Source organism: Jatrophihabitans sp. (genome assembly GCF_035474675.1).
Classification (GTDB): domain Bacteria; phylum Actinomycetota; class Actinomycetes; order Mycobacteriales; family Jatrophihabitantaceae; genus Jatrophihabitans_A.
In genome coordinates, this window is sequence record NZ_DATINC010000016.1 from 1 (window position 1) to 11318 (window position 11318).

Sequence of the window (11318 nt, forward strand, 5' to 3'; positions counted from 1 at the left end):
TGGCCAACCGCGGCCTGCTGCCGGCCGACTTCGTGCTGCTGGGCTTCGCCCGCCGGGACTGGGAGGACGGCGACTTCGAGTCGCTGGCCAAGAAGGCCGCCAAGGAGCACGCCCGCACCAACTGGAACGACGAGGTGTGGGAGCGGCTGGCCGGCGACGTCAAGTTCGTGCCCGGTTCCTTCGACGACGACGAGGCCTTCGACACCCTGGCCAGCACCCTGGACGAGCTGCGCCAGAGCCACGGCATCAAGGGCAACGCCGCGTTCTACCTGTCCATCCCGCCGAACCTGTTCCCGGTGGTGCTCAAGCAGATGGAGCGCACCAAGATGGCCGACAACGCCAGCTCCGGCGGCTGGCGGCGGGTGGTGGTGGAAAAGCCGTTCGGGCACGACCTGCCCAGCGCGCAGGAGCTCAACGACCTGGTCGACGACGTGTTCACCGCCGACGACGTATTCCGCATCGACCACTACCTCGGCAAGGAGACCGTCCAGAACCTGATGGCACTGCGGTTCGCCAACCAGCTGTTCGAACCGGTCTGGAACTCCAACTACGTCGACTCGGTGCAGATCACCATGGCCGAGGACGTCGGCATCGGCGGCCGGGCCGGCTTCTACGACGTCACCGGAGCCGCCCGCGACGTGCTGCAGAACCACCTGCTGCAGCTGCTGGCGCTGACCGCGATGGAAGAGCCGGTGGAGTTCACCGCCGACGCGATCCGCACCGAGAAGCTCAAGGTGCTGCGGGCCATCCGGCTGCCGCTCGACCTGGGCTCCTACGCCGTCCGGGGCCAGTACCAGCAGGGCTGGCTGGCCGGCGAGCGGGTGCCGGCCTACCGGGACGAGAAGGACGTGCCGGAGGACTCCAAGACCGAGACCTTCGCCGCCGTCCGGCTCGGCATCGACACCCGGCGCTGGGCCGGGGTGCCGTTCTACCTGCGCACCGGCAAGCGGCTGCCGCGCCGGGTCACCGAGATCGCGGTGCTGTTCAAGAAGGCCCCGCACCTGCCGTTCAGCCACACCGACACCGAGGAGCTCGGCCACAACCAGCTGGTGATCCGGGTGCAGCCGGACGAGGGCGTCACGCTGAAGTTCGGGTCCAAGGTGCCGGGCTCGATGATGGAGGTCCGGGACGTGTCGATGGACTTCCTCTACGGCGAGGCGTTCACCGAGTCCTCCCCGGAAGCGTACGAACGACTCATTCTCGACGTGATGCTCGGCGACGCCACGCTGTTCCCGCGCAACGAGGAGGTCGAGGCGTCCTGGCGGGTGATCGACCCGCTGGAGGAGTTCTGGACCGGCCAGGAACCGGCCGCCTACCGGGCCGGCGAGTGGGGCCCGAAGGCCGCTGACGAGATGCTGGCCCGGGACGGGCGCACTTGGCGGCGGCCGTGACCGCCCGCCCGGCCGCGACCCGGTCCCCGGAAAGAGGAGGGTCGCTGTGACCACACTGTGGGACACCACCGGCACCGCGGTGGTGCAGGCGCTGGCCGCCGAACGCCGCTCCGGGGGTGCGGTGACCAGCGGGCTGGCCCTGACACTGGTGGTGGTGCTGGAGGAGAAGGACACCGCCAGCGTCGAGGCCGCGGTGGCCACCGCGGCGGCCAAGCACCCGATGCGGGTGATCATGGTGCTGCGCCACCACATCGACGCCCCGGTGCCGCGGCTGGACGCCGAGGTGTCGATCGGCGGCCGGCACGGCCCCGGCGAGGCGGTGGTGCTGCGGATGTTCGGGCGGCTGGCGCTGCACGCCGAGTCGGTCACCCTGCCGCTGCTGGCGCCGGACGCCCCGGTGGTCGCCTGGTGGTACTCCGAGACCCCCACCGTGATCGCGCACGACCCGCTCGGGGTGTTCGCCGACCGCCGGATCACCAACGTCATCCGGGACGCCGACCCGGCCGAGGCGCTGCGGCAGCGGGCCATCGACTACGCCCCCGGCGACACCGACCTGACCTGGACGGTGATCACGCCGTGGCGGGCGGCGCTGGCCGCGGCGTTCGACACCGCGTCGGTGCCGGCGAAGTCGGTGGTGGTGAGCGGCAACCCGGCCGACCCGTCCGCCCAGCTGCTGGCCGGCTGGCTGACCTCCCGGCTGGGCTTTCCGGTGCCGGTGGAGAAGGCCCAGGGCAAGTACATCGTCGGCGTCTCGGTCGAGTTCGAAGACGGCCGGACGGTGCAGATGACCAACGAGGGCTACAAGCTGCTGATGCGCCGGCCCGGCCAGCTCGACACCCTCCAGCCGTTCCCGCAGCGGACCACCGGCGACATGCTGGCCGAGGAGCTGCGCCGGCTGGACGCCGACCAGCCCTACGGCGAGGCGCTCGGCGCGGTCACCGGCATGACCGGGCTCAACGACCGCTCGCCGGTGCGTACCCACATCTGGCACGACCCGGCGCTGGCCCGGCAGGAGGCCTGAGGCCGATGCCCGCACAGCCGGAGCTGATCGTCCAGCCAACCGCCGATCAGCTGGCCGAGGACGTGGCGGTGCGGGTGATCTCCACCCTGGCCCGGGCCCAGCAGAACCGGGGCCGGGCCGCGCTGGCGCTGACCGCGGGCTCGATCATGGAGCGGGTCTGGTCGGCGATGGCCGGCACCCCGGCCCGGGACTCGGTGGACTGGTCCCGGGTGGACGTGTTCTGGGCCGACGAGCGCTACGTCCCGGCGGACTCCGAGGACCGCAACGACGGGCCGGCCAACCGGCTGCTGTTCTCCCATCCCCCGTTCGCGGCGGCCCGGCAGTTCCCGATGCCGGCCAGTGACGGGCAGTACGGCACCCTCGACGACGCCGCGGCCGGCTACGCCGGGCAACTGGCGGCCGCCCGCCGCCCGGACGACCCGGACCTGCTGCCGCACTTCGACGTGCTGCTGCTCGGGGTCGGCCCGGACGGGCACTGCGCCTCGCTGTTCCCCGGGCACCCCAGCGCCTACGACGAGTCCGGCCCGGTGATCGCGGTACGCAATTCCCCCAAGCCGCCGCCGCTGCGGATCTCGCTCAGCTTCGCGGGACTGGCGGCCGCCAACGAGATCTGGTTCGTGGTGTCCGGGGCCGGCAAGGCGCGCGCAGTGGCGCTGGCGCTGTCTGGGGCGGGCCGGGTGCAGGTGCCCTCGGCCGGGCCGCGCGGGCGGTTCCGGACGCTGTGGCTGGTGGACCGGGATGCCGCCGCCGGGCTGCCCCGGCACCCCGACGGCCGCCCGATTCTCTGAACCGCTGGCCGGGCACGCCGCAACCGGGGCGGCCTGCTCAAGGCGCCGGGTTCGGAGGGGTAAGGGTCAGAGCTCGCCGCGGCGGGCCCGCAGCCGGGCCAGCGCCTCTTCCAGGATCGCGTCGCCGTCGGCGTCCGAGCGGCGTTCCTTCACGTAGGCCAGGTGGGTCTTGTACGGCTCGTTGCGGGGCGCGGCCGGCGGGGTCGCCGACTCGCGGCCGGCCGGGAAACCGCACCGCGGGCAGTCCCAGGTGTCGGGCACCATCGCCTCGAGCGCGAAGGCCGGCCTGGTCTCGTGGCCGTTGGCGCAGAAGAACGACACCCACTGGCGCGGGGCGGACTCACCGCGCTCCCGTTCTCCCATCGGCCCGGCGCCCACCCGGCTGCCGCGAATCGCGCTGCCACCTGCCACTAGCCCGGCTCCTCTACCTTCTCGTTCGGAAAAGCGTGGGTTGGTCGCTGATCCCGCTGATTCTGCTAAAGGTGTCAGCTTGCCTTGTAGAGCAGGCCGAGGCCGATGATGCAGATGGACCAGACCAGGCCGGCGATGACGGTGAGCCGGTCGAGGTTGCGCTCGACCACCGAGGAGCCGGACAGGCTGGAGTACAGCGAGCCGCCGAACATCGATGACAGGCCGCCACCCTTGCCGCGGTGCAGCAACACCAGAACCATCAGCATCAGGCTGGCAAGGATCAGGACAATCGACAGCAACGTGATCATCATCGGAGTTCGGTGGCCTCGCTCAGGTCTCGGCGCCGTCGCCGGACTGGCGGGGCGGGTGCCACGAGGATACCTGCTCGACCGCGCCGACCCGGCGCTCAGCCCGCAACTGGTCCCCGCACGCGGTTGCGGAGCGGCCCTCGCCGGTCACGCCTTCGGGCCGCCGGCCGCGGCGATGCAGATGCCGGCGAACTCCGCCCCGTCCAGGCTGGCGCCGCCGACCAGGGCGCCGTCGACGTCCGGCTGGGCCACGATCTCACCGGCGTTGGTCGACTTCACCGAGCCGCCGTAGAGGATCCGGACGCCGCCGGCCAGCTCGGGGCCGTACAGCTCGGCGAGCCGGCCGCGCACTGCGGCGCACACCTCCTGGGCGTCGGCCGGGGTGGCCACCTTGCCGGTGCCGATCGCCCACACCGGCTCGTAGGCGATCACCACCGAGGCGGCCTGCTCGGCCGGCACGCCGGCCAGCGCCGCCGTCAGCTGGTCCACGCAGTGCCGTACCTGCTCGCCGGCCTCGCGCACCTCCAGCCGCTCGCCGATGCACAGGATCGGGGTGAGCCCATGGGCGAACGCCGCCCGGACCTTGGCGTTGACCAGCTCGTCGGACTCGGCGTGGTACTCCCGGCGCTCGGAGTGCCCGACCACCACGTAGCTGCAGCCGAGCTTGGCCAGCATCGGGCCCGCGACGTCACCGGTGTAGGCGCCGGCGGCGTGCGGTGACAGGTCCTGCGCGCCGTAGCGCAACGCCAGCTTGTCGCCGTCCACCAGCGTCTGCACCGAGCGGATGTCGGTGAACGGCGGCAGCACCACCACCTCGACCGCCTCGAAGTGCTGCGGCTTGAGGCTGAAGGCCACCTTCTGCACCAGGGCCAGGGCTTCCAGGTGGTTGAGGTTCATCTTCCAGTTGCCGGCGATCAGGGGCATCCGCGTCGTCGCGGAACCAGCCATCTAGCTCTCCTCGAGTACGGCCACGCCGGGCAGGGTCTTGCCTTCCAGGTACTCCAGCGACGCGCCGCCGCCGGTGGAGATATGGCTGAACCGGTTGGCGTCGATGCCCAGCGCCCGGACCGCCGCCGCCGAGTCCCCGCCGCCGACCACGGTCAACCCGTCGCAGGCAGCCACCGCCTCGGCGACGCCCCGGGTGCCCTCGGCGAACGGGCGCACCTCGAAGACCCCCATCGGGCCGTTCCAGAACACGGTGCCGGCGCCGGCCAGCGCCTCGCTGAAGCGAGCCACCGAGTCCGGCCCGATGTCGAGCCCCTTCTGGCCGGCCGGCATCGCGTCGGCGGGCACCGTCTGGGTCTCGGCGTCGTCGGAGACGTCGGCCGAGACCACCACGTCGGTGGGCAGCACGATCTTGTCGCCGGAGCTCTCCAGCAGCTGCCGGCAGGTGTCGACCTGGTCCGCCTCGAGCAGCGAGTCGCCGACCTCGTGGCCCTGCGCCTTGAGGAAGGTGAAGCACATCCCGCCGCCGACCAGCAGCCGGTCCACCTTCGGCAGCAGGGCCGAGATGACGCCCAGCTTGTCCGACACCTTGGACCCGCCCAGCACCACCACGTACGGCCGCTTCAGCTCGCCCGCCTCGCCGGTCAGCCGGCGCAGCACCTGCAGCTCGTCGCGGACCAGCGGGCCCTGGTAGTGCGGCAGCAGCCGGGCCACGTCGTAGACCGAGGCGTGCGCCCGGTGCACCGCGCCGAAGGCGTCGTTGACGTAGGCGCCGCCGTCGTCCTCGCCGCCGGTCAGCTGGGCCAGCGCCCGGGCGAACCTGGTCCGCTCGGCGTCGTCCTTCGACGTCTCACCGGGGTTGAACCGGACGTTCTCCAGCAGCAGCAGGTGGCCGTCGGCCAGGCCGTCAGCCAGCAGCCGGGCGCTCTCGCCGACCGTGTCCAGCGCGAACTCCACCGGGCTGCCCAGCAGCGCGGCCAGCCGGTCGGCCACCGGGCGCAGCGAGTACTTCTCCTCCGGCTCCCCCTTCGGCCGGCCCAGGTGGGCGGCGACGATCACCCGGGCGCCGCGGTTGAGCAGCGCCACCAGCACCGGCAGCGACGCCCGGATCCGGCCGTCGTCGGTGACCTTGGGCGGGCCGTCCTTGGACAGCGGCACGTTCAGGTCGCAGCGCACCAGAACCCGCCGGCCGGCCACCCCGACCCTGCACAGATCGTCTACCGTGCGCATCCGCTCGCCTCCGCGTCTGTCGGCCAGTCGTCCTGCTCGTCCGGGCGTTACAGCCGGGTGCCGACGTAGCCGACCAGGTCGACCAGCCGGTTGGAGTAGCCCCATTCGTTGTCATACCAGCCGACCACCTTGACCTGGTTGCCGATCGCCTTGGTCAGGGTGGCGTCGAAGATGCACGACGCCGGGTCGGTGACGATGTCGGCCGACACGATCGGGTCCTCGGTGTAGACCAGGTAGCCCTTGAGCGGACCGTCGGCGGCTGCCTTGTAGGCCGCCTTGACCTCCTCGACGCTGGCCTCGCGGGACAGCGTCACGGTCAGGTCGGTGGCCGAGCCGGTGGGCACCGGCACCCGCAGCGCGTAGCCGTCGAGCTTGCCGTTGAGATCGGGCAGCACCAGGCCGATCGCCTTGGCCGCGCCGGTCGAGGTGGGGATGATGCTCAGCGCGGCGGCCCGGGCCCGGCGCAGGTCCTTGTGCGGGCCGTCCTGCAGGTTCTGGTCCTGGGTGTAGGCGTGGATGGTGGTCATCAGGCCGCGCTCAATGCCGAACGCATCGTGCAGCACCTTGGCCAGCGGCGCCAGGCAGTTGGTGGTGCAGGAGGCGTTGGAGATGATGTGGTGCCGCTCGGGGTCGTAGTTCTCGTGGTTGGCGCCCATCACGATGGTGATGTCGTCGTCGGTGGCGGGTGCGGAGATGATGACCTTCTTCGCGCCGCCGTCGAGGTGCTTGCGGGCGTCGGCGGCCTTGGTGAAGAAGCCGGTGGACTCGACCACGACGTCCACGCCGAGCTCCTTCCACGGCAGGTTCGCCGGGTCGCGCTCCTCCAGGGCCCGGATCGGCGTGCCGGCGACCACGATGTTCTGCTCGTCGTAGCTCACCTCGGCCGGGAACCGGCCCAGGATCGAGTCGTACTTGAGCAGGTGGGCCAGCGTCTTGTTGTCGGTGAGGTCGTTGACGGCCACCACCTCGACGTCGGCGCCGGAGGCGTGCAGCGCGCGGTAGAAGTTGCGCCCGATCCGGCCGAAGCCGTTGATACCCACCCGAACAGTCACTGCAGGTCTCCCTTTACGTCGTGTGCTTGCGCGTAACTCAACTGTCGTGCCTGGCCGCGACGCTGCTGACCGTGGCCTCCTCGAGCCGGGACGGCTCTGAGAATTCAGTGAGGCCAGGCCAACTTTATCGGGTGGGTCCGGTCGCGATGTTGCCAGGCCGTTACCGGCGGGTAGCCCGATCGGCCCGGCCGGCGGCTGATGCGACGACGTGCCGGACGGACCGGCTCAGGGGGCCAGCATCTCTGGCGTCACGGCGGCCTCGGTGTTCGGGATGCCCTCGTCCTGGGCGCGCTTGTCGGCCATCGCCAGCAGCCGCCGGATCCGCCCGGCCACCGCGTCCTTGGTCATCGGCGGGTCGGACAGGCTGCCCAGCTCCTCCAGCGAGGCCTGCTTGTGCTCCAGCCGCAGCCGGCCGGCCTGCAGCAGGTGCTCCGGGGCGTCCGAGCCGAGGATGTGCATGGCCCGCTCGACCCGGGCACCGGCGGCCACCGCGGCGCGGGCGGACCGGCGCAGGTTGGCGTCGTCGAAGTTGGCCAGCCGGTTGGCGGTGGCCCGCACCTCCCGGCGCATCCGGCGTTCCTCCCAGGCCAGCACCGAGTCGTGCGCGCCCAGCCGGGTGAGCAGCGCGCCGATCGCGTCGCCGTCGCGGACCACCACCCGGTCGGCACCGCGCACCTCGCGGGCCTTGGCCAGGATGCCGAGCCGCCGGCCGGCGCCGACCAGGGCCAACGCCGCCTCGTTGGTGGGGCAGGTGATCTCGAGCGCGCCGGCCCGGCCCGGCTCGGTGAGTGAGCCGTGCGCCAGGAACGCACCGCGCCAGGCCGCCTCCGCCTCGGACAGGGTGCCGGCCACCACCTGGCTGGGCAGCCCGCGGACCGGCCGGCCACGCAGGTCCACCAGGCCGGCCTGCCGGGCCAGGCCCTCGCCGTCCTTGCTCACCCGCACCAGGTATCGGGTGCCCTTGCGCAGGCTGCCTCCGGTGACCACCTGGATCTCGGCGGTGTGCCCGAACACCTCGGCGATCTCCTTGCGCAGCCGCCGGGCCACCGACCCGGTGTCGAGCTCGGCTTCGATGACGATGTGACCGGCGACCAGGTGCAACGCGCCGGCGAACCGCAGCAGGGTCGCGATCTCGGCCCGCCGGGCCGGTGCCCTGGTGATGTTCACCCGGCTGAGTTCGTCCTTGACTGCAGCGGTCATGGCCATCAGCGGGCTCCTTCGTCTAGCGGGCCTTCGTCGAGCGGGCCGCGGGGCAGGCCGCCGCCGTCGGTGCACCCCAGCCCGGCCGCATCGGCGACGGCCTTACTGAGTTTGCAGGGATCATGCCTTGCCCGCGCGTCGGCCGCAGCGATGGGGGCCAATACCAGCCGCGCACCGGTGCGTCCGGCGTATGCCTGCAGCGCCTGCCGGTCCAGCACCGCGTCCTGGTCGGCGATCACCACGTCGACCCGCAACTGCGGGCAGTGCTCGTGCAGCACCCGCAGGTGCTCCTCCGGAGAGAAGCCGTCGGTCTCGCCGACCTGCGGCTCCAGGTTGAGCACGGTGATCAGCCGGGCGCTGGTGGCGGTCAGGGCCTTGGCCAGGCCGCGCACCAGCAGGTGCGGGATCACGCTGGTGAACCACGAGCCCGGCCCGAGGATCACCGCGTCGGCCTGCAGGATCGCCTGCACCGCCTCCGGGCAGGCCGGGGCGTTCGCGGGCAGCAGCCGGACCGATCGGACCCGGCCGGCGGTGGCGGCGATCGCCGACTGGCCGCGGATCTTGCGGGTCTGCACCGGGTCGTCCGGGTCGACGCTGGTGACCTCGGCCAGCAGGTCCAGCGGACGGGGCGACATCGGCAGCACCCGGCCGCGGGCACCGACCAGGCCGGCGACGGCGTCCAGGGCGGTCACGGCGTCATCGTGCAGTTCCATCAGGCCGGTCAGCAAGAGGTTGCCGATCGGGTGGCCGGCCAGCGCGCCGGCACCACCCATCCGGTGCTGCAGCACCGTCGACCAGGGCAGCCCGGCCGGGCCGGCCGGACCAACTGGGAGCGGGCCGGCTGGGATCGAGCCGGCTGGGATCGGGTCGGCTGCGCCGTCGAGGCCGGCGGAACCGGCCGCCCGAGACGGACCGCCTGGCGGCAGCAGGCCGGTGGCCAGCGCCGACAGCGCCATCCGCAGGTCGCCGGGCGGCAGCAGCCCCAGCTCGCGGCGAATCCGCCCGGACGAGCCGCCGTCGTCGGCGACGGTGACCACCGCGGTGACCTCGACGTCCAGCAGCCGCAATGCCGACAGCGAGGCGTACAGGCCGTGGCCGCCGCCGAGCGCCACGATCCGCGGCCGGCCGGCCACTCGCGCGGCCATCACTCGCGTCCCAGGTCGCGGTGCACCGCGGTCGCCCGGATGCCCAGGTTCGTCAGCCGGCGGACCAGTTCCCGGCTCATCACCACCGACCGGTGCTTGCCGCCGGTGCAGCCGACCGCCAGCGTTAGGTAGTGCTTGCCCTCCCGGCGGTAGCCGGCCCCGATCAGCTGCAGCACCGGCACGTACTTGTCGAGGAACTCCTCGGCCGACTGCTGGCTGAGCACGTAGTCGGCCACCTCCGGATCCTCGCCGGTGAGCATCCGCAGCTCGGGTATCCAGTACGGGTTGGGCAGGAACCGGACGTCCACCACCAGGTCGGCGTCGGCTGGCAGCCCGTACTTGAAGCCGAACGAGACCACGGTGGCGCGCAGCTCGGGCAGGGCCAGGCCCTCGCTGGTGAAGGCCTGCTCGATGGCCTGCCGCAGCTGCGGAACGGACCGGTCGGAGGTGTCGATCACCAGGTCGGCGATGTCGCGCAGCGGCTCCAGGATCTCCCGCTCGGCGACGATGCCATCGGACAGCCGGCCGTCGCCCTGCAGCGGGTGGGCCCGGCGGTTGCTCTCGAATCGGCGGATCAGCACGTGGTCGTTGGCTTCCAGGAACAGGATCCGCGGTTGCAGGTCGCGCCGTTCCAGCTCTGCGATGACGCCGGTCAGGTCGGTGGAGAACGCCCGGCTGCGGACGTCCATCACCACCGCGAGCCGGGTCACCGCACCCTGGCTGCGGCTGCCCAGGTCCACCATGGTGGCGACCAGTTCCGGCGGCAGGTTGTCCACCACGAAGAACCCGAGGTCCTCCAGGCATTTCGCGGCGGTGCTGCGGCCGGCTCCGGACAGGCCGGTGACGATCACCGTTTCCAACGCGCCGTGTTCGGCACCGGGCATCGTGTCGGGCTCCTTCTTCAAGGTCGATCGGGTGCGGATCTGCCGGTCAGTGCGGGCCGGTCTGAGTACAGATCGGCCCGGACGGGCCGAACCTGCTGTCCGGACAGGGCATGCCTGGGAGATTCTGCTAGCCGATCACCTCGCCGGTGGCCATATTCACCGCCGGCTCGCGGTCGGCGGCGCCGGCCGCCAGCGCGTCGGCGACCCGCTGGGCGAGCTCCGGCCCGAAGCCCGGCACGGCGGCGATCTCGTCCACCGACGCCGCGCGCAGCCGCTTGAGCGAGGAGAACTGCTTCAACAGGGCCTTGCGGCGGGCCGGCCCGAGCCCGGCAATGCCGGTCAGCTCGGAGGTGGTCATCGACTTCGACCGCTTCTGCCGGTGGAAGGTGATCGCGAACCGGTGCGCCTCGTCCCGCACCCGCTGCAGCAGGTACAGCGCCTCGGAGCTGCGCGGCAGGATGAGCGGGTGGTCCTCCTCGGGCAGCCACACCTCCTCCAGTCGCTTGGCCAGCCCCACCAGGGTCACGTCGGTGATGCCGAGCTCGGTGAGCACCGCCTGGGCCGCCGCCACCTGCGGCGCGCCGCCGTCGACCACCACCAGGTTCGGCGGGTAGGCGAACTTCTTGGGACGGCCGTCCTCGGTGAGCGGGCCCGGGCGGCCGGCAACGGTCCGGCCGGAGCCGACACTGGTCCGGCCGGCAGCGATCACCCCGGCCTGGGCGGTCTGCCCAGCCTGCCCCGCCGGTGCGGCCTGCCTGTCGGCGGCGCTCTCCACCGGGTCCTCGGTCTGGGCGGTCTCGTACAGGTACCGGGCGAACCGGCGCCGGATCACCTCGGCGATCCAGTCGGTGTCACCGCCGCTCTCGCGCATCGCGAACCGGCGGTACTCGCTCTTGCGGGCCAGCCCGTCCTCGAAGACCACCATGCTGGCCACCACGTTGGT

12 protein-coding genes are annotated in these 11318 nt (G+C 72.3%); 3 read left to right on the forward strand and 9 right to left on the reverse strand.

Features of this window, described 5'->3' with window-relative positions; genetic code table 11:
- From zwf to pgl, 3 genes are all read left to right on the forward strand, one after another.
- On the forward strand, nt 1–1391 hold a 1391-nt coding region (gene zwf / locus VLJ82_RS01325), incomplete at its 5' end, for a glucose-6-phosphate dehydrogenase (protein ID WP_408661519.1).
- A gap of 46 nt (nt 1392–1437) precedes the next feature.
- Nucleotides 1438–2412 carry a glucose-6-phosphate dehydrogenase assembly protein OpcA gene (locus tag VLJ82_RS01330; protein WP_408661520.1) on the forward strand — a complete coding sequence of 325 codons (975 nt, stop codon included), beginning with the start codon at nt 1438–1440 and terminating at the stop codon, nt 2410–2412.
- A 5-nt stretch (nt 2413–2417) separates the two neighbouring features.
- The gene (pgl, locus tag VLJ82_RS01335; protein ID WP_408661521.1) at nt 2418–3200 is read left to right on the forward strand and encodes a 6-phosphogluconolactonase; all 783 of its coding nucleotides are present in this window, start codon (nt 2418–2420) and stop codon (nt 3198–3200) included.
- Between the two features lie 66 nt (nt 3201–3266).
- Here pgl and VLJ82_RS01340 read toward each other — a convergent pair whose 3' ends face one another.
- The 9 genes from VLJ82_RS01340 to VLJ82_RS01380 all read right to left on the reverse strand — a co-directional run.
- On the reverse strand, nt 3267–3611 hold the full coding sequence (locus VLJ82_RS01340) for an RNA polymerase-binding protein RbpA (RefSeq protein WP_408661522.1): 345 nt from the start codon (nt 3609–3611) through the stop codon (nt 3267–3269).
- Between the two features lie 74 nt (nt 3612–3685).
- A complete protein-coding gene (secG, locus tag VLJ82_RS01345; RefSeq protein WP_408661530.1) occupies nt 3686–3919 on the reverse strand; it encodes a preprotein translocase subunit SecG in 234 nt (77 codons plus the stop codon).
- A 147-nt stretch (nt 3920–4066) separates the two neighbouring features.
- On the reverse strand, nt 4067–4867 hold the full coding sequence (gene tpiA, locus VLJ82_RS01350) for a triose-phosphate isomerase (protein ID WP_408661523.1): 801 nt from the start codon (nt 4865–4867) through the stop codon (nt 4067–4069).
- Nucleotides 4868–6094 (reverse strand): phosphoglycerate kinase, encoded by a 1227-nt coding sequence (locus tag VLJ82_RS01355; protein ID WP_408661524.1) that lies wholly within the window; start codon nt 6092–6094, stop codon nt 4868–4870. It lies immediately after the preceding gene.
- Between the two features lie 47 nt (nt 6095–6141).
- Complete coding sequence (gene gap, locus VLJ82_RS01360; protein WP_408661525.1) at nt 6142–7146, reverse strand: type I glyceraldehyde-3-phosphate dehydrogenase; 1005 nt, start codon at nt 7144–7146, stop codon at nt 6142–6144.
- Nucleotides 7147–7371: 225 nt separating this feature from the next.
- Complete coding sequence (gene whiA / locus VLJ82_RS01365) at nt 7372–8352, reverse strand: DNA-binding protein WhiA (RefSeq protein WP_408661526.1); 981 nt, start codon at nt 8350–8352, stop codon at nt 7372–7374.
- The gene (locus tag VLJ82_RS01370; RefSeq protein ID WP_408661527.1) at nt 8352–9491 is read right to left on the reverse strand and encodes a gluconeogenesis factor YvcK family protein; all 1140 of its coding nucleotides are present in this window, start codon (nt 9489–9491) and stop codon (nt 8352–8354) included. The genes whiA and VLJ82_RS01370 overlap by 1 nt, the downstream gene beginning before the upstream one ends.
- A complete protein-coding gene (rapZ, locus tag VLJ82_RS01375; RefSeq protein ID WP_408661528.1) occupies nt 9491–10375 on the reverse strand; it encodes an RNase adapter RapZ in 885 nt (294 codons plus the stop codon). The genes VLJ82_RS01370 and rapZ overlap by 1 nt, the downstream gene beginning before the upstream one ends.
- A gap of 127 nt (nt 10376–10502) precedes the next feature.
- Nucleotides 10503–11318, reverse strand: an 816-nt coding sequence (locus tag VLJ82_RS01380) for a helix-hairpin-helix domain-containing protein (RefSeq protein ID WP_408661529.1), incomplete at its 5' end; no start/stop codon positions are given.

Coding starts and splice junctions, on each gene's coding strand:
- pgl (WP_408661521.1), top strand. CDS start 2,418: ATGCCCGCACAGCCGGAGCTGATCGTCCAGCCAACCGCCGATCAGCTG.
- secG (WP_408661530.1), bottom strand. CDS start 3,919: ATGATCACGTTGCTGTCGATTGTCCTGATCCTTGCCAGCCTGATGCTG.
- tpiA (WP_408661523.1), bottom strand. CDS start 4,867: ATGGCTGGTTCCGCGACGACGCGGATGCCCCTGATCGCCGGCAACTGG.
- VLJ82_RS01355 (WP_408661524.1), bottom strand. CDS start 6,094: ATGCGCACGGTAGACGATCTGTGCAGGGTCGGGGTGGCCGGCCGGCGG.
- whiA (WP_408661526.1), bottom strand. CDS start 8,352: ATGGCCATGACCGCTGCAGTCAAGGACGAACTCAGCCGGGTGAACATC.
- VLJ82_RS01370 (WP_408661527.1), bottom strand. CDS start 9,491: ATGGCCGCGCGAGTGGCCGGCCGGCCGCGGATCGTGGCGCTCGGCGGC.
- rapZ (WP_408661528.1), bottom strand. CDS start 10,375: ATGCCCGGTGCCGAACACGGCGCGTTGGAAACGGTGATCGTCACCGGC.